The following is a 24,818-nucleotide window of genomic DNA, read 5'->3' on the forward strand; positions in this document are numbered from 1 at the left end:
TCATCGGGAACGACGAGCGAACTTCGCAGTTCGGACAATCCGCTCGCCTTAGCCTTCCTTAGCGGATCACGAAGGGATTGGCTGTCTTGCCAACCGTATCTATCCACACCGTCTTGGTCTGCAAATACGCGTTGATCGCTTCCTGCCCGCTCTCGCGGCCGATGCCGCTCCTCTTGTAGCCGCCGAAGGGCGCCATATAGGAGACGGCGCGGTATGAATTGATCCAGACCATGCCCGCTTCCATCGCGGCCGCGCCACGCAGCGCCCGGCCCATGTCGCTGGTCCACAGCCCTGCCGCCAGCCCATAGGGACTGTCATTGGCAATTGCGTAGGCCTCCTCCTCGTCGTCGAAAGGAATGACCGACAGGATCGGCCCGAACACCTCTTCGCGCGCGATACGCATAGAGTTGTTCACGCCGGTGAAGATCGTAGGCTCGACGAACCATCCGTCCGCCAGCTCCTGCGAACCGGGCTTGCCGCCGCCAAGCACGCACAACGCGCCTTCGCGGCGTGCGATGCCGAGATAGGAAAGCACCTTCTCGCGCTGTGCCTGTGTGGTGATCGGCCCGACCTGCGTTTCGGGCAGCACCGGATTGCCTATCCGTGCGCTGGCCGCGAGCGTGATCACGTCTTCCACGAAGCGGTCATGAATCTTGCGCTGGACGAGCAGTCGCGATCCCGCGATGCAGGTCTGGCCGCTGGCCGCGAAAATGCCGGAGATCGCACCGTTGACGGCGCTCTCGAGATTGGCGTCGTCGAAGACGATATTGGCCGACTTGCCGCCGAGTTCGAGCGTGACCGTCTTCAAGCCTTCCGCGGCTGCGCGATAGACGGCGAGCCCGCCTGGCTCGCCGCCGGTAAACGCGATCTTGGCGACGTCGGGATGCGAGACCAGTGGCACGCCAGTCTCCTGCGGCATGCCGGTGACGGTGTTGAGGACGCCGGGCGGAAAGCCCGCCTGCGCGAACAGCTTGACGAATTCCAGCGTCGAGGCGGAAGCATGTTCCGACGGCTTGATGACCACGGTGTTGCCCGCCGCCAGCAGCGGCGCGAGCTTCCACGTCAGAAGCAGCAGCGGCGAGTTCCATGGAACGATCGCGGCAATGACGCCGAGCGGCTCATGACGGGTGAAGGCGAACATGCCCGCCTTGTCGATCGGCAACACCGATCCTTCGATCTTGTCGGCAAGACCGCCGAAATAACGGAACCACTCGGGGATGTAGCGCAGCTGCGCCGTCATCTCCGTGAGCAGCTTGCCATTGTCGCGGGTCTCGATCGCGGCGATGCGCTCGGCGTTCTCGGCGATCAGCTCCGCCACCCGCACCAGCAGCTTGCCGCGTGCGGTCGGCGTGATGCCGCCCCAGTCCTTCGACCGAAAGGCCGCCTTGGCGGATGCAACGGCCGCGTCCACCTCGGCGTTGCCGCAGCGCGGTATCAGCGCCCACGGCTTGCCGGTGAAGGGGTCATGGCTCTCGAATGTGTCGGCGCTCGATTGCAGCAGACCGCCAACAGTGTTTTGGAAGCTGACCAGTGGCATGTCGGGCCTCAACAGGTGGCAAAGCCCAGATGGGCGCGAAAGCGGTTCTTGACCGCGACGGCGTCGCGCGGGGGCAGGGAGCGCGGCAGGTTCTCGGCGGCGATCTTCAGTACGAACAGGCGCGGACCTTCGGCAGGCAGCCGCAGCTTCTCGCACAGCCCGTCGACCTCTTCCAGCGAACGCGACTCGGCGACCTCGGCGAAGCCACAGGCGGCTGCCACCTTGTCGAAGCCGATGCCGCGGCCGGTGTGGCTGGACTGCATGCCTGTCTCGCCGAAATGCTGATTGTCGAGCACGATGAGGTCGAGGTTCTTCGGCCCGGCCACGGAGATCGTCGCCAGCGCGCCAAAAGCCATGAGCTGTTCGCCGTCTCCGGTGATGACCATCACCCGCTTCTTGGGCTGGGCCTGGGCAATCCCGAGCCCAACCAGCGCCGCGCCGCCCATGGCGCCCCAGAGATAGTAGTTGTCGTCGCGGTCACCGGCGGCGTGCACGTCGTAGCTCGGCGAACCGAGCCCCGTCACCACCAATGCGCCGTCGCGGGCGTCGAGCAGCTTCTTCACCGCCTGGCGGCGATCCATCGTCGGCAATGTCATGTCGCTCACCACTTCTTCTTGCCGAGCAGGCGCTGGCCGATCAGGACGGCGATCTGCTGGTCGGCGTCGAATGCCATCGAGGCCGCCTGCGCCGCGGTTTCCACGAGGTCGGCGCCCGTTTCGGCGCGCAGCACCTTCAGGCCGATCGCCTTCAGTGAGGCCTCGGTGGCCTGCCCCATCGGCACCTGCCATGGATTGAATTCGGCCCACTCGCCCCGCATCGTCACCAGGACCAGCAAGGGAAAGCGCGCCTGCACCGGCAGCGACAGCATGTTGATGCAATTGCCGACGCCGGAGGACTGCATCAAGACGACGCTGCGCCTGCCGCCAAGCCAGGAGCCGGCCGCAATGGCGATGCCTTCTTCCTCGGTGGTCAGCACATTGGCGACAACCTCGGGATCGGCGCTGAAGCGGCGGATCAACGTTGTATGGCCGGCATCGGGCACATAGGACATGTGGTTGATGCCCGCGGCTCTCAGCGCGTCATAGACCTGATCGGGCCACTGGTCGTCAGAGGCCGCCGGAGGAACCGCCGCGATAGCGCTTTCCGGGTGTTTCGTTTGTAGGCTGCTAGCCGTCACAATAATGACCTCCAGGTATTGGATCGGCGTCAGACTACTCCAGTTGTCCGATCCAATCTTCGTCTCTTTCTTGTGATCAGATATAATGATATTCGATAGCTCATGGAGCTATCCCAACTGCGTACCCTGATCCACGTCGCCGAGCTTGGCAGCCTCAGCAAGGCTGCCGACCGGCTGCATATCGCGCAACCGGCGCTCAGCCGCCAGGTGCGCATGCTGGAGGAGGAACTCGGCTTTGCCCTGTTCGTGCGCCACGGCCGCGGCATGGTGCTGTCGGAGCAGGGCAAGGAAGTGCTGGCGCATGCCGTTCGTGTCCTTGCCGAGATCGACGAGATCCGCGCCACCGCTACGCCGGCCGATGCGCCGCTGACCGGGGAAGTGGCGATCGGTCTGCCGCCAACGGTCGCCGACATCATTTCGGTGCCGCTCGCCGCGGCCTTCGGCAAGGCGCATCCCAAAGCGAAACTCAGGCTGGTCAGCGCCTATACCGGCTATTTGCTGGAGTGGCTTCACAGAGGCGAAATAGATATCGCCGTGCTCTACGATCCGCGCATGGCCCGGTCGCTTCGCACCCGTTCGCTGCTTCTGGAAAACCTGTTCCTGATCGGCCCGCCCGGTGCCGGCTTCTCCACCGTGCGCGCGGTGCCGTTCGCCTCGCTTGCCGGCAAACGGCTGTTGCTGCCCAGCGTAAAGCACGGGCTGCGCATCATCGTCGAACGCTGTGCCGCCGAGATCGGCATCACGCTCGACGTCGGCATAGAGGCGGATACCTACTCTGTGCTCAAGGATCTGGTCCGCAACGGCCATGGCTGGACGATCCTGCCGCTTGCGCCCATCCATGCCGATGTCGCCGCCGAACTGCTTACCGCCGCGCCGCTCATCGATCCCGTACCGGTGCGCCGGCTCATCCTTGCCTATCCCGCCGACCGGCCGGCCTCACGTCTGGCGCGCTTTGCCGGCCAGGCGATAGAGGACACCGCCCGGGATCTTGTCGAGCGTGCCGTGTGGGTCGGCCAACTTCTTGGCCCGGTCCCGTAAGGATTTCAATTCCGGCATAGCTGATCACATCAGCCTTACATTGCTGTCAAGGCACGCCCGCATGATAATGGACGCCGGAGCAAGACAAGAAGCCGGGCAAATTTCATGGACCATTATCAGGACATTCGCGACGCTGTCGCCAAGCTGTGCGCGCGGTTTCCCGGCGAATACTGGCGCGCGCTCGACAGGGAGATGTCCTACCCCCGCGAGTTCGTCCAGGCGCTGACGGAAGCTGGCTGGCTGTCGATCCTGATCCCCGAGGACTATGGCGGTTCCGGCCTGCCGCTCTCGGCCGCCGCTGCGGTGCTGGAGGAAATCCAGCGTGCAGGCTGCAATGGCGGCGCCTGCCATGCGCAGATGTACACTATGGGCACCCTGCTTCGCCACGGCTCGGAGGCGCAGAAGCGGCGCTACCTGCCGAAGATCGCGACAGGGGAACTGCGCCTGCAGGCATTTGGCGTCACCGAGCCGACCAGCGGCACCGATACCGGCGCGCTCAAGACCACTGCCAGGCTCGACGGCGACCATTTCGTGGTCAAGGGCCAGAAGATCTGGACCAGCCGAGCCGAGCATTCCGATCTGATGCTGCTGCTGGCGCGCACCACGCCCCTCAAGGAAGGCATGAAGAAGACCGACGGTCTTTCCGTGCTTATCGTCGACATGGGCGAGGCGCTCGGCAACGGCCTCACTATCCGGCCAATCCGCACCATGATGAATCATGCCACCACCGAGGTCTTTTTCGACGATCTGCGCGTTCCGGCCGAAAACCTGATCGGCGAAGAGGGAAAGGGTTTCCGCTACATCCTTTCCGGCATGAACGCCGAGCGAATCCTGATTGCTTCGGAATGCGTCGGCGATGCCAAATGGTTCATCGAAAAGGCAAGCGGCTATGCCAGGGAACGGCAGGTATTCGGCCGGGCGATCGGCAAGAACCAGGGTATCCAGTTTCCGATCGCCAGGGCCTACGCCAACATGCGCGCGGCCGAGTTGATGGTGCGTGAGGCGCTGAGCCTCTATGAAGCCGGCAAGAACCCCGGCGCCGAAGCGAACATGGCCAAGATGCTTGCCGCCGACGCCTCGAACGAAGCCGCAAATGTCTGCATCCAGACGCATGGCGGATTTGGCTTCGCCGAGGAATACGACGTCGAACGCAAGTTCCGCGAGACGCGCCTCTACCAGGTTGCGCCGATCTCGACCAACCTCATCCTGTCGTTCCTGTCCGAGCACGTGCTCGGGCTGCCGCGTTCCTACTAGGATACGTCGCCATGAACGTCCTCGTCGTCTACGCCCACCCCGAGCCCAATTCCTTCAACGGCGCCATGAAAGACCTTGCCGTCGAGACGTTGACCCGCGCGGGTCACGAGGTGGTGGTCAGCGACCTCTACGCCATGGGCTTCAACCCCGTTGCAGGGCCAGGCGACATGACCGGGGAGCGCAAGGATCCGGAATTCTTCAGCCTGCAGCGCGAGCAGACCGCGGCCTATGAGACCGGCCGGCTGTCGGCTGACATCGCCGCCGAGATCGAGAAACTGAAGCGGGCGGACTTGGTAATCTTCCAGTTTCCTGTCTGGTGGTTCGGAATGCCTGCCATCCTCAAGGGCTGGGCCGATCGCGTCTTTGCGCGAGGCTTTGCCTATCTCCCGGGCCGCAAATACGACACCGGCATGTTCAAGGGTAAGCTCGCCATGGTCGCCGCCACCACCGGCACCTCGGCCGACACCTACGCACCCGACGGCATCGACGGCGACATCCTCACTGTGCTGTGGCCTGTTCACAACGGCCTGCTGCGCTACGCCGGCTTCGACGTGCTGCAGCCCTTCGTGGCCTACATGCCTGGCCGTGTCGGCGACGACGGCCGCAAATCCTATCTTGAGGCCTATCGCAAAAGGCTGGAAGAGATCGACGACACGCCGCGCCTGTTCTTCCATCCGGCGGAAGACTACGGCACGAACGAGCGGCTCAAGCCCGGCGTCCTCGCCCGTTCCGGAGTACAGCGCAATGTCTGACGCCGCCCGCCCGCTCGAGGGCCTGTTCGTCGTTTCGATCGAGCAGGCGGTGGCCGCTCCCTTGTGTACGGTCCGCCTCGCCGACGCCGGCGCGCGCGTCGTCAAGATCGAGCGCCCGGAAGGCGAGACCGCGCGCCATTACGATTCCACGGTCGAAGGCATGTCGGCCTATTTCGTCTGGCTGAACCGCGGCAAGGAGAGCGCGACGCTCGACCTCAAGGCCGAGGACGACCTTGCGCTGTTGCACCGTATGGTCGCGAAGGCGGACGTCCTGGTGCAGAACCTCGCGCCGGGAGCGATCGACCGGCTCGGCCTCTCGGCCGATGTGATTGCGCGGAAATTCCCCCAACTGATCGCCGTCAGCATCGTCGGTTACGGACAGGACACGCCCTACGCGGCAATGCGCGCCTACGACATGCTCGTGCAGGCCGAAAGCGGCATCTGCGCGGTGACGGGCACCTCCGAGACGGCTTGCAAGATCGGCGTCTCCGCCGCCGATATCGCGACCGGGATGAACGCGCATGCGGCGATACTCGAGGCGCTCCTGGCCCGCGCGAAGACCGGCCGCGGCCGCATCGTCGAGATCGCCATGTTCGACGGCATGGCCGACTGGATGGCGGTGCCGCTGTTGCATTACGAATATGCGGGACGCGAGACCGGCCGCTACGGGCTGGCGCATGCCTCGATCTATCCCTACCGGCCCTATGCGTGCCGCGACGGCGCCGTCGTGGTCTCCATCCAGCAGAACAGCGAGTGGAAGCGCTTCTGCAACGACGTGCTGCAAAGGCAGGACTTGTTTGCCGACGAACGCTTCGCCACCAACGCCTGGCGGGTGGCCAATCGCAACGCCCTCGACGCCGAGATCGAGCCGGTATTCGCGGCCATCGACTGCGAAGAGGCTATTCGCCGCCTCAGCGCGGCCCAGATCGCCTGGGGGCGGGTCAGCGAAATGCGCGACCTTCCTCGCCACCAGGCGTTGCGCCGGACCGAGGTCGAACTGCCGGACGGCAAGCGTATCAGCGTGCCGATGCCGGCAGGTCGGCCGCAGGGGTTCGAAACGGTACCCACGGTACCTGCCCTTGGCGCCGACACGGATCGGATCCGGTCCGAATTCACGGCCTGACGAGGAGGTCGAATGAGCCTGGATTCGAGTGCGACGCTGCAGAATTGGGTCGGGCGCACCCGCGAGGTCGAGGACATCGTGACCCCTCGCCTGCGCGCCAGCTTCGAGGCAACGCTCGGGCCTCACGCCGTGCGCCTCGACGACGCTCCGCCCGGCCTGCACTGGTGCTTGACGCCCGATAACGCCGACGCACGTGAACTGGGTCCGGACGGGCATCCCGCAAAGGGCGGTTTCCTGCCGCCGGTGCCGCTTCCGCGCCGTATGTGGGCGAGCAGCGACACACGTTTCCTGGCGCCGATCCGCAACGGCGACATCATCCGCCACCGTTCGACGATAAGCGCCATCGAGGACAAGCAAGGCCGTTCCGGTCGGCTGATCTTCGTCACGGTCCGCCACGAATTCGCAAATGCCGACGGCCTCGTTATCGAGGAGGACCAGAGCATTGTCTATCGCGGAGCGGAAGACGGCGCCGCCGCGCCGGCGCCCGCGCAGCCGGCGGGTCCCAGGCTGGCCACATCGCATGAGCGGATCGTCGACGTCGATCCCGTGCTGCTGTTTCGCTATTCCGCACTGACCTTCAACGCGCATCGCATCCACTACGACGCGCCTTATGCCACGAGGGTCGAGCATTATGCCGGCCTCGTCATCCACGGTCCGCTCCAGGCAACGCTGCTCATGAATTTCGCCGCCATCATTGCCGGAAAGCCGCCGCGCCGCTTCTCGTTCCGCGGTGTGCGCCCGGCGATAGGCCCGCAGACCCTGCTCCTGAGCGGAACGCCCCATGGAAGGGACGAGATGGAAATGGACGTGCGGGCTTCGGACGGACAGGTGACGGTGAAGGCCACGGCGCAATGGTGAGCTTCGTGACACCCGTCGTGCCGCTTTTCGTGCCGGGCTCCCGGCCGGAGCGGTTCGCCAAGGCCGACGGCAGCGGGGCCGACGCCGTCATCGTCGACCTCGAGGATGCCGTCGCGCCGGTCGACAAGGACCGCGCTCGCGAGGCGTTCGTCGCCCACGCGGGAACGCTGAGGTCTCCTGTCATCGTTCGCGTCAACGCGGTCGGCACGCCTTGGCATGCGGCCGACATCGACGCCGTGCGGCATCTAGACGGCATCTCTGTCATGCTTTCCAAGGCGGAGCGTCCGGAAGACTTCGCCAGCGTCACCAGCCGCATCGGTCGCAGCCTCAGCGTGATCGCGCTGATCGAGAGCGCCGTCGGGCTGGCAAATCTGCCGGACATCCTGGCCGCCCCAGGCGTCGATGCCGTCGCCTTCGGTTCGGTCGACTTCGCGCTCGATCTCAATTGCGCGCATGACCGATTGACGTTGCTTCAGGCGCGCGGCGAAATCGTCTGGCGTTCGCGCGCGGCGAACAAGTCGGCGCCGATCGACGGCGTAACAGCCGATCTCAGCAATCCCGAAGTCACCGAAGACGACGCGCGCCACGCAATGAAGATGGGCTTCGGCGGCAAGATGGCGATTCACCCGAGGCAGATCGAGCCGATCGGCCGCGCCTTTCGTCCGAGCGAGAGCGAAATCGACTGGGCGCGCGATATCGTCGAAGCAGCGTCTTCGGGCGAGGCCGTCCAGGTGAACGGCGAGATGGTGGACAAGCCGGTGATCGAGCGGGCGAGGCAAATCCTGCGCAGGATTGCCCCAGGCTAGCAACTGAAGGAAGCATGCGCGATGGTTTGCGATCGCAAGCAGGGTGGGAACGGTAGTTGGAGCCGTTCAGCGATGCTCCCAAGCGCTGAATTGCTGCGAGGAATGCAGATGATCGTGGAAACAGCTGATTGGCCAAGCGCCAGACTTTGCTCATTTGTCGCCGCGCTCGATTTCGAACGGATTCCACCGCGCGTTGTTCATTTTGCCAAGGGGCTGATGATCGACTGGCTAGGTTCGGCCCTTGCCGGTAAGGGCGCTGCGCAGGTCGAGCTCATCGAACGTTTCGCTCGTGCGATGGGGCCGGTGGATGGCCCAAGCACCGTGATTCCGACCCGACGCCGCACCAGCCCCTATTTCGCGGCGATGGTCAACGCAGCCGCCTCGCATGTCGTGGAACAGGACGACGTTCACAACGGCTCGGTCTTCCATCCGGCGGCTGTGATCTTTCCGGCCGTTCTGGCCGTTGCCGAGGCTGAGGAAAAGACAGGGCGCGAGATCCTGACGGCCTGCATCGCGGGCTATGAGGTGGGCATCCGCGTCGGCGAGTTCCTGGGCCGCTCGCACTACGAAATCTTCCACACGACGGGCACGGCCGGCGCGGTTGCGGCAGCCGCGGCGGTCGGCAAGCTGATCGGGCTGGACGCCGGCCACCTCAACCACGCTCTCGGCTCCGCCGGCACCCAGGCCGCCGGCCTCTGGGAATTCCTGCGCGATGCCGCCGATTCCAAGCAGCTCCATACGGCGCGGGCCGCCGCCAATGGCCTGACCGCGGCTTATCTGGCACGCGATGGCTTCAGGGGCGCCGCCCGTATCCTCGAAGGGAAGAAAGGCATGGCCGCCGGCATGTCCAGCGATGCCGACCCGGCGCGTTTGACGGACGGCCTCGGCAGCCGATGGGCGACGGAGGAGACGTCCTTCAAATGGCACGCCTCCTGCCGGCACACGCATCCCGCTGCCGATGCCCTTCAACTTCTCATGCGCCGCGAAGGGCTCGGCGCCGGCGACGTGGCGGAGGTGGTGACCCATGTCCACCAGGGAGCCATCGATGTCCTGGGCGCCGTGGACGTGCCGCAGACGGTTCATCAGGCGAAATTCTCCATGGGCACCGTGCTGGGACTGATCGCCGTCCACGGGGTTGCCAATCTCGACGCCTTCGAGCGGCACGCGCTGTCCGATGCGCGTGTCGGCCATTTCCGCAAGAAGGTACGCATGGAATTCGACCAGGAGGTCGACACGCTCTATCCGAAGCAATGGGTGGGGAAAGTCAGCGTCACCACCGTTGACGGTCGCAAATTGTCCTCACGCGTCGACGAGCCCAAGGGCGATCCCGGCAACACGCTTGCCAGGCAGGAACTGGAAGCCAAGGCCGTACGGCTCGCAGAATTTCGAGGCGGCGCCTCCGCCGGCGAGATGCGAGCCTTAATATCACGCATATGGAGCCTGGGAGACACCGACGGCCCGGCAGACATTGTGGAGGGCTGGGCCGTGATTTTGCCTGACGCTAGAGCCGTTCAGCGTCCAGAGGATCACTGATCCGCCAGACCTTTGCGAGAAGATGGACGCCGTTGCGCCTAAGCCGGGCAAGCGCGGCCCCTACAAAAAGCGCGCTTGAGCGTTTGGCCCCATAGAGTTTGGGCATTCGGTCTAAATTGAGCAATTGCTAATACGTCTCTAGATTGCGTGCGCGGGAGGAAAGTTGCCACCTTAAGACCCGCATTGGCCGGCGCAGCATAAAGCCCTCAAGAAGAACCCCCGTGCGCGCCGGCCAGCCCGGCGGGCTTGAATATGACGCCGGCTTTCGGCAATTGTCGTTGCCTTCTGCACAGGTGGACGATGAAGCCAAAGGACAAGGCCGCGCCTTTCGTACCGACAGAAATCCATGTCGGCACGGTCGATGATGACAAGGGTGGGCTCGGTATCCTATCGATCAAGACAACCGAAGGCATTGTGGAGATCGCGCTGGACTGCGAGGCTGCCGATGCCATTGTCCATGCCATCGGCAGCATTCGTTCCAAGCTGAAACCTGGCAGTTAGGAAGCGCGGCCGGATGAAGCCTCATTCGGCCAAATCTGCTTATCGCCGCGCATGAGCCGATTGCTCTCGTCCAAGCTAGGCATGATCGCCAGAGCTTCTTTGGCCGAATGGAAGGTCGCTATGGTCGTGGCGTTGCCATCAACCACGCGCTGCAATCGATAGGCTTCCCGATACGGGCTTTCTTCGTCCACCAATTGTTCCCCCGAACGGGGATCGCTTTAGCAAACGTTCATGAAGCTTTGATGAGACGGTGAAATTTCAAACTGAGACACTACCCGGGTATGATGCATGTTGCGGACGCCTTCGCGTCGAGTTACGATCAGGATTTCCCTGAACTCTCCAAGGCGTTCAACGTGGCGAGTCCGGGGTTTCGCAAGGCGAGCGAGCGCAACGGCGAGTCGACTAGCCGATAAGGCCGCCCAACGTCTTGCCTTTGGTCCCGCTGGATCCACGAGCAAGCAAAAACGCGGCGACGGCGATGCCGACGACGCTCACCATCAAGGTGATGACTGCAAGCGCTGCGACGTCTCCCTTGAGGCCCGCCTTCATCGACGACAGGATATAGATCGGAAAGGTCGACGAGCCTGGCCGCTGAACGAACAACGAGATGATCACGTCGTCGAATGAGAACGTGAAGGATAGCAGCATGCCGGCGAGCACAGCCGGAAACATCATCGGCAGCGTCACGTCGATGAAGGCGCGCCATGGCCTTGCACCGAGGTCGCCAGCGGCCTGCTCCAGCGTTTCGCCCACCCCTTCGGCGCGCGCCTTCACCACCAGCGCCACCACCGCCATGTTGAACAGGGAATGTCCCACCGCAAGCCGGGCCAGGCCATTGAAAAGGCCGATGCGATCGAGCCAGATCATCTGCCCGATGGCGGAGACCAATTCCGGAATGCACAGAATGACGAAGATCAGTGCCAGATAAGGGCTCGTCCACACACCCTTGCGGCGAGCCAATGCAATGCCGGCCAACACGCCAAGGGCCACGGCAATAAGAGAATTGAGGATGGCGATACGCAACGACACCCACAGCGCGCCGACGGCGCGCGGATTGCCGATCGCTTCCGCGTACCAGTGCGCCGACCATTCCGTCCAGACGTAGAGGTTGCGGCCGCCGTTGAAACTGTAAACGACAATCACGAAGATCGGCAGGAACAGGAACAGGAACACCACCCCCAGCCAGACTTGAAGCAGCAGACGGCCATAGCTCGGCGCTGGGCGGTTGGCGGGCAAGGTCATAGGGCTGGTCCCCTGAGATAGCGAGCCGTTGCCCGCGCCACCCAGAACAGCACGCCCGCCGCCAGTACGATGAGCGACAGGAGCACGATCAGCAGCACTGCCATTGCGGCGCCAAGCGGCAGGTTATGCGACGCGAGGGTCTGAGTCGCGACCAGATTGCCGACCATCAGGCCCTTGGTACCGCCGAGGATGGTCGGTACGACATAGTCTCCTGCGGCGAGGATGAAGCTGAGTAGCAAGCCGCCGAAGAGGCCGGGCGTGGCAAGCGGAAGCGTCACGGCCAAGAAGGTCCTGACCGGACCCGCGCCGAGATCCATGCTCGCCCTGAGAAGCGAGGGATCGATCTTCTCAAGCGCCACATAGACAGGAAGGATCATCACGGGCAGGTAGTTGTAGACGATACCGAGTTGCACTGCGGAATTGGTGTCGAGCATCAGCAGCGGCCCGCTGATCAGTCCGCTGCCTTTCAGGATGTGAGCAAGCGTCCCGTCAGGAGCAAGAATGATGCGCCAGGCAAAGGTCCTGAGTAGGAAGCTCGTCCAGTAGGGCAGGATCAGCAGGAAGACCAGCAGCGAACGCCAGCGCGACGGCACATGCAGCGCCAGCGCATAGGCCGCGGGAAAGCCAAGCAGGGCGCAAAGGAGCGTCCCCGTTCCCGCGGTGCGCATCGTGATGCCGAAGACGCGAAAAAAGATCTCGCTCAACGATTCGGCGTAGTTGTTGAACGACAGTGTGTCGAGCGCCACGGGACCGGCGGCGTTGTCGGCCGGCACGGTGCCGAAGCTATAGACGATGATCCAGGCCAGCGGGATGACGAAGAAGAAGGTCCACCAGGCAAGTGCGGGCCATGCCATGATCCAGCGCGGCACCAGGGAGCTACGTCGGCGCAGCGGTGCCGCGACGAGGGTCATTGAACCCCTCCCATGCCGGGCTTGGCCTGCAGGTCCTCATAGGGATACATGGTGAAGAACGGCACCTCCCAATGCGCCCAGATCTCTGCCCCCGACGGCAGGATTTCAGCGCCACGCCGGGGCATGCGCGCCATGAACTCGCGTCCGCCATCGAGCATGAGGATGAATTCGAGCGTGTCGCCAAGCATCACGCTGGCCGCAACCGTTGCCCGCAACCGATTGGCCGAAGCCTTCGGCTCGTCCATCGAGAGCATGACGTTTTCCGGCCGCACGGCGCCAAGCACCTGTGCGTTGCGCGGCAAATCGCCGACGATCCGGCCAGCGGTCAGGTTTGCGCCGCCTTCCCTGCGCATGGTGGTCGTGGAGTCGACCCTTGTTCCCGCGAGGAAGTTCTGGGTGCCGATGAAACTGGCAACGAAAGCCGTCGACGGCATGTCGTAAAGCTCGGTCGGACCGCCGAGCTGCTCGATCCTGCCATGTCGCATCACCGCGATCTGATCGGACATCGCCAGTGCTTCCTCCTGATCGTGGGTCACGAACACGAAGGTCAGCCCGAGTTGGCGCTGCAGCAGCTTGAGCTCGACCTGCATCTGCTGCCGCAACTTGCGATCGAGGGCGCCGAGCGGTTCGTCGAGAAGGAGGACGGAAGGGCGTTTGACGATGGCGCGCGCCAGCGCGACCCGTTGCTGCTGACCGCCGGAGAGCTGGGTTGGCCGCCGCTCGGCGTAGGACAGCATCTCGACCATATCGAGAGCTTCCCGCACGCGCCGCCGCCTCTCGTCGAGCGCGACACCGTCCCGGCGCAACCCGTAGGCCACGTTCTCAGCAACATTCATATGCGGGAACAGGGCGTAGTTCTGAAACACGGTGTTCACGTCGCGGGAATAAGGCGGCAGCAGCGTGACGTCCTTGCCACCGATCCGCACGGTTCCGTAGTCCGGCAATTCGAAGCCGCCGATCATGCGAAGGATGGTCGACTTGCCGGCTCCGGAAGAACCGAGCAGGGAAATGAAGGAGCCGTTCTGGATCTTGAGGGAGACGTCGTCCACGGCTCTGAACGTGCCGTAGAGTTTGGTCACTTGGTCGATTTCAATGTCTGCCGACATCGGTTGCGCTCTTTCCACAATAGAAGCGCCGGGCTGCAGCCCGGCGCCATTGTCTCGCCTTCGACGCTCTATTGAGCTGCCGCTGCCTTGAACTTAGTGAGAATGGCGACGCGCCGGTTGTACGTCTCGTTGCGTTGAGTGCGCTCGCCACGAGCCAAGGCTTCCGGTGGCATAAAGATCAGCGGATCCGCGGCAACCTTAGGATCGAGATGCGCCTCGCTGCCGGCAACCGGCGACAGGAAGCCGGTGTAAGCGGTCTCCTTTGCCGCGACGGCCGGGTCGAGAATGAAGTTGATCCAGGAATGCGCCGCCTTCAGGCTCTTGCCGCCGACCGGCAGGTGGTAACTGTCCAGCCACAGCTCGGACTTGGGCTCCGGATAGACGAACACCAGGTTCTCGTTCTTGGAGGCATCGATTGCCTGCTTGGCATTGCCGTTCCAGCATTGGGCCAGAATGACCGATCCCGATGCCACGTCCTGTACCGGGTAGGAGTTGAAGCTCTTGATGTGCTTGGCCAGCACTTCGACCATGGCCTCGGCGTCCTTCAAGGCGGATTCCTCGGTCGTGTTCCACGAAAGGCCCTTCGACCAGATAATCGGCGCGGCGGCCAGTGGGTCGTCGAGCAGCGAGGTCCGGCCGCTCGCCTCGTTCTGGATTGCGTCCAGGAAGTCGCCCCAGGTCTTCATCCGTCGCGTGATCACCGTCTTGTCGTAGATGAAGCCCTGCGATCCGCCGCTCTTCGGAACGGTGTAGAGATTGTCCGGATCATAGGGCGGATTGGCGTAGCTTGGCAGGATGTTCTTGATGTTGGGGATCAATGATTTGTCGAGCTTCTGGATCAGGCCCTTGTCGATCAGGAGCTTGATCATGAAGTCGGTGTTCATGCCGACGTCGTAGCCGCTGTTGCCCTGCGACAGCTGCAACTTGGAAAACATCTCCTCGTTGCTGGCGTAATTGTCGTAGACGAACTTGGAGCTGTTCGCCTTCTCCCATTCTTCGATATTCGCCGGGTTGATATAGTCGGCCCAACCCATCACGCTGAGCTGGGATTCGACGCCCTCGGCTCGAGCGGTGCCAAAACGCGCCATCGAGGCGAAGGCCACCGAGCTCGACGCCAGGCCAAGGAATTTTCTGCGGTTCATGCCGATTAGCGGACGATGCGGCAGGATCATTTTGCGGTCTCCCATTCTCAAGCCAAAGTGTCGTTTTCCGATTGCTGCGCCAGCCTTTTGAAGGGAGTTGCAACTTCCTTCATCAGGGCGCTTTGCGCACCCGGCTTCAAGGCGCCGGGGACAATGTCAGCAATATGTGTTCACCCAAACAGTCGTCCTGAAGCACCTCAGAACCGAGGAACCGGCAGGCCTTAGTCGTCGCCAGTTTCACTCTCCCAGATCAAGGCACGGCGCGACATATGGGTTCACGTCCGAGCGGCTTGTCCTGACGGTATCAGGCTACGACGATCGCCAATTTGTATACGCATCTGAAATTTTGGATACATTACCATGCAGAAAGTTTTTTTACAACAGGGAATTTCTTTGCTTGGTTGCGGGGGGGCGCCACCGGCACACCGTGCGGCAGCATACGCGTTCTCATCCTTGAAATGTTTGGGAACGATCGAATTTGTTGCAGTTAGACGCAAGAATGTTATACGCGCAACATCGACTGAGGCATGGGCCGCCTCCGTTGAATCTTGATCGCCGCCCGGCTATCGATGATCGGGAGTGTTGAACTCGATCGATCAACTGCACGACCCGCGCGCGGCGTCGGAACAACCGAGAAGACCAGCAGATGTCACGCAAGGCGGATCGTCATCGACAGATCCTCACGGAGTTGAGCGTCCGCCCGGCGATACGTGCCTCGGAGATTGCCGAACGGCTTGACGTCCATGTTCAGACTATTCGGCGCGACCTCGATGAACTGCACGAAGAGGGCAAGATCAACCGGACCTATGGCGGCGCCTTCCCGATTCCGATGGGGTTCGAAGCAAGTCTGGCCGAGCGCGATCAATTGTTGGTGGAGGAGCGCAGCCGCATAGCGCAATACGCAGCCTCGATGATTGAACCGGGCGATGTCGTCATGGTCGACGCCGGCTCGACGACGACGCGCTTCGCGCGTCATCTGGCCATGCGCGGCGTGCATGTGCGCATCATCACCAACAACTGGAACCTGGTGACCGCCGTCGGCGCGACATCGCAGTTGAGCCTCATCCTATGTCCTGGAGTTTATTCCCACGCTCAAGGCGGCGTATCAGGGTCGGAAACCACTGAATTTCTTACGAATTTTCGCGCCGACAAGTTTGTTTTCAGCGGCACCGGCGTGGCCGACGGCGGCGTCTACGAGATTGATCCCGACTTTGCCTGGGTGAAGAAATCGATGATCGCGAACGCCAAGACCCGGATGCTCCTGTGCGATCATCAGAAGTTCGGTCGCGCGGCAATGACGCGAGTCTGCGGGTTCGATGTCGTGGACCATCTCATAACGGATGAGGCTTCCGATGCGGCCCTGCCCGTGGAGATTGCGCGCGCAGGGGTTCGCGTGCATATGGTTTGACATTCCAACGTCTCCCAGACGCGTCGGTGGCCTGATGCGGCGTGCCCCGTGGCCGTGCGCGAGCCGGTCAGGGCATGGTGGCGGCTATTCCCCTTCTTGACCCTGCCGCGGCGTGATCATTCGGGCCTGCCGCGGCAGGACCGGTTAGGCGACGTCTGGAAACCTCTGCAGAAACGGCGGCTTCGAAAACGGCACAGCCGGGCGACGTCCCGCCGGCGAAGGAGGCCCATGCGGGGACCGGTGGCCAGGTCGGCCCCGCCCGCGCAAGCGCCCGCGAATGGCTCCAGCATAATATGGGCGACTAGCGCGCAAAATGTATCACTTCAAACAAATCTGGTTGCGTAAGAAACATCGCGATGCTATGCGGGCCATGGAGTGGATGGCGCGACTGTCAAAGGCCGCGGCGAAGGTCGTTATCCTAGCCATTGCATGCGGGCTCGTGTCGGGCGCAGCAGACTTTCGACCCTAGTTGATGCGCGGCTTTCGTGGCTTGGCCGACTATTTGTTTGCCGGCGGCGACCTCTGATCGCCTTCGTGACTCTGGCAGCGATCGGCTCACGCGCCGCTCCCGACACTGCATGTGGTTTGACCTACTGGAGATTTCACCATGTCCCGATTTATTTTCATGTTGACGCAGAACGACGTCACGGTTCCGGACGCGCGCGCCGTTTTCGAAGAAGTTGCCGACCTTCCAATTCCATTCGTCGGCTTCAAGGATATTGGATTGCCCGTGCCCGAGCTGAAGGCGCTCGCGGAGAGCATTCGGTCAAACGGCCCGGAGGTCATGCTGGAAGTCGTCAGCCAGACGAAGGACGATGAACTTCGTTCCATTCGCGCGGGCTTGGAGATCGGCGTTGACTACATCCTCGGCGGCACACATGCCTACGAGGCCACAGAGATACTTGCCGGCAGCGGCATCAAGTATATGCCTTTTCCCGGAACGATCGTGGGCCATCCCAGCAAGTTGACAGGCGAGCCTGAGGAGATCGTGGCGAGTGCGCGCGCGCTCTGCGCAAGAGAGGGCGTTGCCGGCCTCGATCTGCTGGCCTATCGCTTCAATGGCGATGTGGAGACCCTGATAACCGACGTGGTTGCCGGTGTCGACCTCCCTCTGATAGTAGCCGGGAGCATTGCGAGCGTCGAGCAGATCAGAACCGTATCCGGTCTCGGGGCTTGGGGTTTCACCGTCGGCGGTGCCGTTTTCGAAAGGGCTTTCGCCGGGGAAAGGACACTGCGCGGACAGCTTCAGACCATTCTGGACGCCGCCGGCAAGACCATGGCAGGTGAACCGCATCGGTCGGGGTCGCTCAGTGGGGCCCACGGAGACGCCGGATTTCTCTGACGCGACGTCCGCCTGAAGGCGGGCGACATTGCGGCCTGCCTTGGCGTCCGGTCCCACAAATGCCAAAAGCCGCATGAGCGTGCGACTGCCGATATCCATCACCTCGGTCGAAGTCCCGTGTTGTCGTTTGTCGGACGGAGGAACTGTTCAGGCATGTCGATTGGACAAGACAAGGTCTACGATCTTTTCGTGATCGGTGGCGGCATCAACGGCGCGGCAATCGCATGCGATGCCGCCAGTCGCGAACTGAGCGTAGCGCTGGCCGAGATGCAAGATTTCGCGCAAGGCACTTCGTCCCGTTCGTCCAAGCTGGCGCATGGCGGACTTCGTTATCTGGAGACCTTTGATTTCAGGCTGGTGCGCGAAGCGCTCCGCGAACGGGAAATCCTGATGGCAAAGGCTCCTCACCTGGTGCGGCCGCTTCGCTTCGTCCTTCCCCACGTGGCATCGCAGAGGCCTCGCTGGATGATCAGGCTTGGCTTGTTCTTCTACGACTATCTCGCGCGCCGCCGCGTGTTGAAGCGCTCTCAGCTGGTGAATTTGCGCCAGCACATGGTCGGAACAGCGCTGAAGGATGACTACCGCCACGCGTTCGCCTACTCCGACTGCCGAGCGGATGACGCGCGACTGGTCATAGCGAATCTGCTGGGGGCGCAGCGGCATGGGGCAAAAATCCTGGCCCGCCATCGGTTCACCACTGCCCGGCGTGAGAACGGGCTATGGCGCGTCGAAGTCCGCGACCCGGACGGCGTCGCACAAGTCGTCTCGGCAAGAGCTCTGGTCAATGCCGGTGGTCCTTGGGTCATCGATGTCGCCGGCAAGGTTGAAGGCATTCAAACCGCAAGGAAGCTGCGCATGGTGCGCGGCAGCCACCTTGTCGTTCCGCGCCAGTGGGCCGGTGAGCACGGCTACTTTCTACAGACGAGCGACCGCCGGCTGATCGAAGCGCTGCCCTATGAGGGCGATTTTACCCTGATTGGAACGACCGATGAGCCTTGGGAAGACGACCCTGCGAAGGTTGCTATTTCCGAGAAGGAAATCGACTACCTCCTAGGCGAGGTGAACGCTTTCCTGAAGCGGCCGGTGCGACGCACGGACATTGTATGGACCTTCTCCGGCATAAGGCCGTTGTTCGAAGTGGGCGCAACACGTGACGGGGACCTGTCAACCCTCACGCGCGACTATTCCTTCGAGGTCGACAAGCCGCACGGGGAGGCGCCCGCCCTTACGATTTTCGGCGGAAAGCTAACCACGCATCGCCGCTTAGCGGAGCATGCGATGCGAGAACTCGCGACAATCATGCGCTGGCCCAGGACGTGTGTGACGGCGGCCGAGGTCCTCCCTGGAGGCGAGTTGGGGGTCGGGGGTCTCGCCGGTTTCAGAGCCGGCTTTCGATCGCGCCACGCATGGTTGGATGAGCAACAGGCAAATCGATACGTGCAAACCTATGGCAGGCGTGCCGACGATCTGCTCGCAGGCTGCACCCGCCTTGCCGATTTGGGGCGTCATTTCGGTGGCGATCTCTATGAACGGGAGGTCAGGTTCCTGATGGAGACGGAGTGGGCGGTCGCCGCCGAAGACGTACTCTGGCGCCGCACGAAACTCGGTCTCCGCCTTTCGCACGACGAAATCCGGCAGTTGGATGCCTTCATGGCGCACCCCGGGTGAGGTCACGTCAAGCCGTGCCAGCGCTGCTCTATGTCCGGCGCGAGACTGTCAGAAAATTGGATAATGTATACCAATTGTTGCCGACCCCCCTTTTTTCGCATTGAAAACCGGGGTATGGTAGTGAGTTGGACGCTCATAGTATCCAATTTCACATGGCATTCGAGGCAGGATCACAACGGTTTGGTCATGGGTACGCATTATGACGTGGTGATCATCGGCGGCGGAGTGGTCGGCAGTTCTATAGCTTATTTTCTGTCGGCTAATCCGGATTTTGACGGCAGCATCGCGGTGATCGAGCGAGATCCCTACTACACCGCCTCTTCCTCATCATTGTCGACCAGCGCCATACGTCAACAGTTCGGCACGCCGCCGAACATCGCAATGTCGAAGTTCAGCCTCGACTTCCTGCGCGAAGTGGGCACGCGACTTGCCATCGACGGCGAGCCGGCGGACATCGGACTTCACCAGCCTGGCTATCTTGTGCTGACGACCCCCGAGCGGGCCGAAGCGCAGCACGCCAAGAACCGCGTTCAGCGCGACATGGGCGTCGAAATCGAGCTGATCGAGCAGGCCGATCTGGCGCGACTCTTTCCCTGGCTGAACGCGGACGACCTCGCGCTCGGCTCATTCGGCCGAGGCTGCGAGGGCTGGTTCGACGGACCGGGCCTGATGCAGGCGTTCAAACGAAAGGCGCGCGTCCAGAAGGTCGAGTATATTGCGGCGACTGTGACCGGGCTGGCCATGGCTGCTCGCAACAAGGTCGGCGAGGTGGTGCTGGATGATGGCCAACGCCTCTCGGCCGGCACGGTCATCAATGCAGCCGGACCGTGGAGCGCGGGCATCGCACGGCTGGCGGGGACCGATCTGCCGGTCGTCCCGAGCAAGCGATGCGTCTTCGTCTTCGAAACCCCGGCACGGATCGAGAACTGCCCATTCGTCTTCGATACCAGCGGCTTCTGGTTGCGGCCGGAAGGCCAGCTCTTCCTGTGCGGCGTTCCGCCCGTGCAAGAGAATGATCCTGACGATTTTAGCCTGGAAGTGGACTACGACCTGTTCAACGAGGTGATCTGGCCGGCGCTGGCCCATCGGGTGCCCGGCTTCGAACAATTGCGCATGCTCCGCGCCTGGGCAGGCCTCTATGAATACAATACCTTCGACCATAGCGGCATCATAGGATGTCACCCGGAAATACCGAACTTCGTGCTGGCCACAGGCTTCAGCGGTCACGGCATGATGCATGCGGCGGCGACAGGCTCAGGCGTGAGCGATCTGATTGTCTACGGGCAATACCGCTCCATCGATCTTTCGGCCTTCCGCTACGAGCGTATCGCAGGCAACCAGCCTATCCAGGAACATGTCTACTGAAGCGGAACCAACGGCCCACGGCATCGGAGTGACAACAACCTGTGAGCGATGCTATGTGTCCGTTTCCTAAATCAAAATCGCGTCGCTAGCAAACAAAGCGCCGCCCCCTTAGGCTGATCCATGCTCGTACAGAAGAAAACCATATCGGCCCAGGTCGCCGACGCTATCAGGCAGAAAATCCTGATCGGTGAATTCGAGGCCAATGCCCAACTGCGGCAGGAGCATCTTGCCACCGAGTTCGGTGTAAGCCGGATACCGGTGCGCGAGGCGCTGCACCAGCTTCATTCGGAAGGGTTCGTCACGTTGGTCTCGCACAAAGGTGCCGTCGTATCCTCGATCTCGCTCGACGAGATCCTCGAGCTGTTTGAATTGCGGGCTCGGATCGAGACGTGGCTGCTTGCCCTTGCCATCCCAAGGATGGCCGATGCCGACTTCGCGCTCGCCCGGGAAACGGCAAGACAACATCAGGAGCAGGGCAAGGCTGGCGAGTACTCCAACCAGCTGAACTGGAACTTCCACGCCGCGCTTTACGCGCCGTCCGGCCGCAAGGCGACGATCGAACTGGTGGGACGCATCTACCAGCAGTTGGAGCGCTATACCCGCATGATGGTGTCGCTCACCGAGATCCAGATTCAGTCCGATCGCGATCACTGGCAACTCATTGAGCTGTGCGAAGCCAAGGATACGTTGCGCGCCGTCAGCCTTCTGGAGACGCACATCATCACCAGCGGCAAGTTCCTGGTCGACAGGCTTCAGGAACTGCGCGGCAGCTGACCGCATGCCGCGTTGCAACCAGCGACAAGAGCCCAAGGCAAAAATGCCGTGGAGCGGGGTTCGGTCGCTCATCTTCGCCGAGCCTTGATGGCGCAGGCTCACAGCCGACCGTCAGCCCGCTGAGTTCGATTGCTCCCATCGTCCCTCTCCTCGGGCCTTCGGCTCGCCCCTATGCTACCCCGTTCCGAGTTTTGCCGATCTGCTTTTTGCTGCGGAGACGGCCTGATGGATCAGCGAAGTCAATCCGCTGCCGGGGCGTGTAAGGACATCGAGCGCGGCAGCGGTTGTCCCGTTCGGACTGGTAACCTGCCTCCTCAAGGTTGCCGGAGGCTCAGGGCTTTCCATGACCAGCTTCGCGGCCCCATAGACGGTCTGTTTGGCAAGCTGCAGAGCAAGTTCCTCGTCAAGGCCGACGCCTCTTGCCGCCTGGGACAGAGCCTCGATAAAGAGAAACAGGTATGCCGGGCCGGACCCCGAAACGGCAGTAACGGCGTCCATCAGGTTCTCGTCGTCTATGAAGACGACCTTGCCAATGGCCGACAGAAGTTCCTGCGCGACCGCGCGGTGATGGGCAGAGGCGTTCGAGCCCGAACAGCAGACCATCATCCCCTCGCCAATCGAGGCCGGCGTGTTCGGCATGCAGCGGATGACGGCAAAGGGACCTCCCGCCCGGCCTTCCAAGGTGGCGATGCCGATCCCGGCCGCTACAGAGACAATCAATCCGGATGGGGCCAGGAGACGGGATGCGTAAAGCGCGGCCACGTCGCCGACCGTCTGGGGTTTCGTTGCAATGACGACAACGTCCGCCGCCGAGCCTGACGGCAACTGATCGGCGTCGGCATAGACCTCCGCACCAATCTTGGCGGCCCTTTCGCGCAGAGCATCCACGGGCTCAACCACCGAGAAAGTGTGCTGTGCCTTCGCAGAACATCGCTGCAGAATCGCCGGCTCCACCACCGCTGGGGTGTGTTGGGGATCCGCAAGCCATCGGCTGAGCATTGCGAAGCCCATATTGCCAGCACCCACGAGAACGATGTGTGCCATAGGCTTCTCCTCTTTCAAAACTGGCCTAACCCGGGCTCTCGTTAGTCGCTGAGGACCGAGACCAGGACACGTTCAGGGCGAAGCTACTGGCCGGAACGCACTGCACTCTCGGCAGATGGAAGCGCTTCCCGAGACCAAATCGCCGCGGCGACGTGGATCTTGCGGGAGCGCTGATCCATCAGGTGTCGCTACCGTTCTGCTCAGGCCTTTTTTCGTCTCCAAACAAATCCCAGGTCCGCCAAGACATGGATGCACGTCTCGCATATAATATGCGCAACTGCAATATCGTATCCATAAATGCAGCTCATCGATCCGACCTCTGACTTGCGAGGGGGTTGACGTTTCGACCTGGAGGAATGGCTTCTGAGGTATCCAGTCGGCCAACTTCGCCAAGTGGAGTGATGAGGCGCGACGCTGAATGCCGCCACCTGCCGCTGTCTATGCCGGGCGATTTTCCCATCACGGAACTCCCTTCGACCGGACCAAATCTCAGCGGATCCTGAACGCCCCTCACCGGCGGGATTTGGGTCGACTTCCGCATTCATGGGCGCCCACGGCGCGCGCATAACGGGCAGTTGTCAGGGGAGAGAGGTCGGGAGACATATTTTCTTGCAATAACGTATACAAAATGTAATGATAATATACAGTCTCGCCTGCAAGGGACGAGGCCCTATCAGGAATGGATAATGTCTCCTAGGGATATCGCAGACGCAGGCAATGCAGTTCACGATGTGGCGATCGTGGGCGCGGGCATAGTCGGTTGCGCGACCGCAAGGGAGCTTGCAAATGCGGGCTATGACGTCGTCCTGATTGACCGCGGCGACTTCGGCGCCGCCACGTCATCCCGGTCAAGCCGCAACCTCTATTGCGGGCTTTCCTATCTGAAGCCTGACTATCCCCTGTGGCAGATGCTTTTCAGGCCCATGGATGTCGCTCGACGTCTGCACCTGTGCTGGGTTGTCATGCGTTGCCGGGCCGAAATGGTCAGGGATATGCCCGAACGGCTCGAAAAGCTGCCCTACTATTTTCCCTATCGCAGCAACCAGAAGTATCCGGCATGGTTGATCGATCTTGGCTTCCGGGTGCTGACGATGTTTTCGGACAACGTCCCCCTCGCCTATCGCCGAATTCCCATAGCTGAGGCGAAGCAGAAGAGCGGCCTCGTTGCCCAACTCGCATCTGGACTGCACTCGGTCGGCTATCTTGAGGAATACCAATACCATTCGGCCGAGCGGATTTGCGTCGAGACGGCACTCGAAGCGGAAAGATGCGGCGCGGCGCTGCGCACCTACACGGCGGTGGAGGATATCGCCCGCGACGGCGATGGCTGGAAGCTGACCATGGAAGACAGATCGCCCGAAAGGCATGGCGCCTCTCAAATTCGGGCGAAAGTGGTGGTCAATGCGACGGGACCCTGGATCGATCGGCTGCTGCCGTCAACGCAGAGCCTCGAACGGCACGTCACGCCATTGAAGGGCGTAAATCTCCTGGTCAAGCTCCCCGAAGAATACCGGGGGCAAGGGCTGCAGACGTTCTCCAGCAAAGCTGAGGGACTGGGGCTCTATTTCATGCCTTGGGGAGACCATCACTTCATCGGCCCAACCGAAACGCTGGTCACTGACGATCCGGATTCGGTGAGGGTTACGCCGGAAGAGATTGACTACCTGCTGCGTGAAGCCAACGCGATATTTCCCAGCCTCAATCTGACAACCAATGACGTGATCCATGGATGGTGTGGCGTTCGTCCGTGGTCGACGGATGCCGACGGAAAACCGTTCGCGCCGGTGCGCGTGAGGGAACGAAAAGAGCAGCCCGGCGTCTTCTCCGTCACCGGCGCGACGATCATGGTCAACCGTCACGCGGCCCGCCTCGTTCGCGGGGCGATTTCCCAACGAATTCGGCCGAGCCGCACGCCGCTTCCCGATGCCTCCATGCGCCGCCGCGGCAGGACGTTTGGGAATCTCGATATCAGCGAGGGCCTGGTGTCAGAGATCGTGCGCACCGAGCACGTTGTCAGTCTGAGCGACCTTGTGCGACGTCGACTGCCTCACGGATGGGAGCCCGATCTCGGTCTGTCCGTCATTGAAAAGGTCTCCAGATATGCCGCGCAGGTGCTGTCATGGACAGAAGAACGGCGCCAGGCGGAATGTCAGGCCTATCGGGAGGAATGCGCGGAGCATTTCATGCCCGTTGCCAATCGACATCTGAAAGTAATGGAGAAGGAGGGTCTCGACTAA

General features: G+C 62.2%; 23 protein-coding genes. 14 read left to right on the top strand and 9 right to left on the bottom strand.

Annotation, left to right across the window (positions count from 1 at the left end):
• Nucleotides 1-58: 58 nt before the first annotated feature.
• Genes ACWGTO_RS19085 through ACWGTO_RS19095 form a run of 3 tightly spaced genes read right to left on the bottom strand, consistent with a single transcriptional unit; the run spans nucleotide 59 to nucleotide 2,714 of the window.
• Nucleotides 59-1,537, bottom strand: coding sequence for an aldehyde dehydrogenase (locus ACWGTO_RS19085; RefSeq protein WP_454576353.1), 1,479 nt, complete (start codon nucleotides 1,535-1,537; stop codon nucleotides 59-61).
• Nucleotides 1,538-1,545: 8 nt separating this feature from the next.
• A complete protein-coding gene (locus ACWGTO_RS19090) occupies nucleotides 1,546-2,133 on the bottom strand; it encodes a thiamine pyrophosphate-dependent enzyme (RefSeq protein ID WP_454576354.1) in 588 nt (195 codons plus the stop codon).
• 5 nt (nucleotides 2,134-2,138) lie between these two features.
• Complete coding sequence (locus ACWGTO_RS19095) at nucleotides 2,139-2,714, bottom strand: thiamine pyrophosphate-binding protein (RefSeq protein ID WP_454576355.1); 576 nt, start codon at nucleotides 2,712-2,714, stop codon at nucleotides 2,139-2,141.
• Nucleotides 2,715-2,816: 102 nt separating this feature from the next.
• Between ACWGTO_RS19095 and ACWGTO_RS19100 the strand changes: the two genes are divergently transcribed.
• The 8 genes from ACWGTO_RS19100 (at nucleotide 2,817) to ACWGTO_RS19135 (ending at nucleotide 10,579) form a co-directional block, all read left to right on the top strand.
• On the top strand, nucleotides 2,817-3,752 hold the full coding sequence (locus ACWGTO_RS19100) for a LysR substrate-binding domain-containing protein (RefSeq protein WP_454576356.1): 936 nt from the start codon (nucleotides 2,817-2,819) through the stop codon (nucleotides 3,750-3,752).
• A 105-nt stretch (nucleotides 3,753-3,857) separates the two neighbouring features.
• Nucleotides 3,858-5,006 carry an acyl-CoA dehydrogenase family protein gene (locus ACWGTO_RS19105; RefSeq protein WP_454576357.1) on the top strand — a complete coding sequence of 383 codons (1,149 nt, stop codon included), beginning with the start codon at nucleotides 3,858-3,860 and terminating at the stop codon, nucleotides 5,004-5,006.
• A gap of 11 nt (nucleotides 5,007-5,017) precedes the next feature.
• Complete coding sequence (locus tag ACWGTO_RS19110; RefSeq protein ID WP_454576358.1) at nucleotides 5,018-5,758, top strand: NAD(P)H-dependent oxidoreductase; 741 nt, start codon at nucleotides 5,018-5,020, stop codon at nucleotides 5,756-5,758.
• Nucleotides 5,751-6,881 (top strand): CaiB/BaiF CoA transferase family protein, encoded by a 1,131-nt coding sequence (locus ACWGTO_RS19115; protein WP_454576359.1) that lies wholly within the window; start codon nucleotides 5,751-5,753, stop codon nucleotides 6,879-6,881. The genes ACWGTO_RS19110 and ACWGTO_RS19115 overlap by 8 nt, the downstream gene beginning before the upstream one ends.
• Nucleotides 6,882-6,893: 12 nt before the next feature.
• Nucleotides 6,894-7,739 (top strand): FAS1-like dehydratase domain-containing protein, encoded by an 846-nt coding sequence (locus ACWGTO_RS19120; protein WP_454576360.1) that lies wholly within the window; start codon nucleotides 6,894-6,896, stop codon nucleotides 7,737-7,739.
• Nucleotides 7,733-8,545 carry an HpcH/HpaI aldolase/citrate lyase family protein gene (locus tag ACWGTO_RS19125; protein WP_454576361.1) on the top strand — a complete coding sequence of 271 codons (813 nt, stop codon included), beginning with the start codon at nucleotides 7,733-7,735 and terminating at the stop codon, nucleotides 8,543-8,545. Before ACWGTO_RS19120 ends, ACWGTO_RS19125 begins: the two co-directional genes overlap by 7 nt.
• 108 nt (nucleotides 8,546-8,653) lie before the next feature.
• On the top strand, nucleotides 8,654-10,078 hold the full coding sequence (locus ACWGTO_RS19130) for an MmgE/PrpD family protein (protein ID WP_454576362.1): 1,425 nt from the start codon (nucleotides 8,654-8,656) through the stop codon (nucleotides 10,076-10,078).
• 300 nt (nucleotides 10,079-10,378) lie between these two features.
• Complete coding sequence (locus ACWGTO_RS19135) at nucleotides 10,379-10,579, top strand: hypothetical protein (RefSeq protein ID WP_454576363.1); 201 nt, start codon at nucleotides 10,379-10,381, stop codon at nucleotides 10,577-10,579.
• Here ACWGTO_RS19135 and ACWGTO_RS19140 read toward each other — a convergent pair.
• The 5 genes from ACWGTO_RS19140 to ACWGTO_RS19160 all read right to left on the bottom strand — a co-directional run bounded on the left by ACWGTO_RS19140 (nucleotide 10,576) and on the right by ACWGTO_RS19160 (nucleotide 15,010).
• The gene (locus ACWGTO_RS19140; protein ID WP_454576364.1) at nucleotides 10,576-10,770 is read right to left on the bottom strand and encodes a hypothetical protein; all 195 of its coding nucleotides are present in this window, start codon (nucleotides 10,768-10,770) and stop codon (nucleotides 10,576-10,578) included. The two genes, ACWGTO_RS19135 and ACWGTO_RS19140, sit on opposite strands and share 4 nt — an antisense overlap.
• A gap of 211 nt (nucleotides 10,771-10,981) precedes the next feature.
• Complete coding sequence (locus ACWGTO_RS19145; RefSeq protein WP_454576365.1) at nucleotides 10,982-11,821, bottom strand: ABC transporter permease; 840 nt, start codon at nucleotides 11,819-11,821, stop codon at nucleotides 10,982-10,984.
• Nucleotides 11,818-12,732 carry an ABC transporter permease gene (locus ACWGTO_RS19150; RefSeq protein ID WP_454576366.1) on the bottom strand — a complete coding sequence of 305 codons (915 nt, stop codon included), beginning with the start codon at nucleotides 12,730-12,732 and terminating at the stop codon, nucleotides 11,818-11,820. The genes ACWGTO_RS19145 and ACWGTO_RS19150 overlap by 4 nt, the downstream gene beginning before the upstream one ends.
• Nucleotides 12,729-13,838: an ABC transporter ATP-binding protein gene (locus tag ACWGTO_RS19155; RefSeq protein ID WP_454576367.1), complete on the bottom strand. Its 1,110-nt coding sequence runs from the start codon at nucleotides 13,836-13,838 to the stop codon at nucleotides 12,729-12,731. The genes ACWGTO_RS19150 and ACWGTO_RS19155 overlap by 4 nt, the downstream gene beginning before the upstream one ends.
• A gap of 68 nt (nucleotides 13,839-13,906) precedes the next feature.
• Nucleotides 13,907-15,010 carry an ABC transporter substrate-binding protein gene (locus ACWGTO_RS19160; RefSeq protein WP_454576368.1) on the bottom strand — a complete coding sequence of 368 codons (1,104 nt, stop codon included), beginning with the start codon at nucleotides 15,008-15,010 and terminating at the stop codon, nucleotides 13,907-13,909.
• Between the two features lie 616 nt (nucleotides 15,011-15,626).
• On the opposite strand from ACWGTO_RS19160, the gene ACWGTO_RS19165 reads away from it, so the two are divergent.
• The 5 genes from ACWGTO_RS19165 to ACWGTO_RS19185 all read left to right on the top strand — a co-directional run bounded on the left by ACWGTO_RS19165 (nucleotide 15,627) and on the right by ACWGTO_RS19185 (nucleotide 21,537).
• Nucleotides 15,627-16,388, top strand: coding sequence for a DeoR/GlpR family DNA-binding transcription regulator (locus ACWGTO_RS19165; RefSeq protein ID WP_454576369.1), 762 nt, complete (start codon nucleotides 15,627-15,629; stop codon nucleotides 16,386-16,388).
• A 607-nt stretch (nucleotides 16,389-16,995) separates the two neighbouring features.
• Nucleotides 16,996-17,730 carry a 4-hydroxythreonine-4-phosphate dehydrogenase gene (locus tag ACWGTO_RS19170; RefSeq protein WP_454576370.1) on the top strand — a complete coding sequence of 245 codons (735 nt, stop codon included), beginning with the start codon at nucleotides 16,996-16,998 and terminating at the stop codon, nucleotides 17,728-17,730.
• A 153-nt stretch (nucleotides 17,731-17,883) separates the two neighbouring features.
• Nucleotides 17,884-19,398, top strand: coding sequence for a glycerol-3-phosphate dehydrogenase (glpD, locus tag ACWGTO_RS19175; RefSeq protein ID WP_454576371.1), 1,515 nt, complete (start codon nucleotides 17,884-17,886; stop codon nucleotides 19,396-19,398).
• A 63-nt stretch (nucleotides 19,399-19,461) separates the two neighbouring features.
• Nucleotides 19,462-20,763, top strand: coding sequence for an NAD(P)/FAD-dependent oxidoreductase (locus tag ACWGTO_RS19180; RefSeq protein ID WP_454576372.1), 1,302 nt, complete (start codon nucleotides 19,462-19,464; stop codon nucleotides 20,761-20,763).
• A 120-nt stretch (nucleotides 20,764-20,883) separates the two neighbouring features.
• Complete coding sequence (locus ACWGTO_RS19185; protein WP_454576373.1) at nucleotides 20,884-21,537, top strand: GntR family transcriptional regulator; 654 nt, start codon at nucleotides 20,884-20,886, stop codon at nucleotides 21,535-21,537.
• Nucleotides 21,538-21,711: 174 nt separating this feature from the next.
• Here the strand turns inward: ACWGTO_RS19185 and proC are convergent, their stop codons facing one another.
• Entirely contained in the window at nucleotides 21,712-22,581 is an 870-nt protein-coding gene (gene proC / locus ACWGTO_RS19190) for a pyrroline-5-carboxylate reductase (protein WP_454576374.1), read from the bottom strand.
• A 731-nt stretch (nucleotides 22,582-23,312) separates the two neighbouring features.
• Here proC and ACWGTO_RS19195 point away from each other — a divergent pair.
• Nucleotides 23,313-24,818, top strand: a complete 1,506-nt coding sequence (locus tag ACWGTO_RS19195) for an FAD-dependent oxidoreductase (protein WP_454576375.1) — start codon at nucleotides 23,313-23,315, stop codon at nucleotides 24,816-24,818.

This window comes from Mesorhizobium sp. PL10 (genome assembly GCF_053714315.1).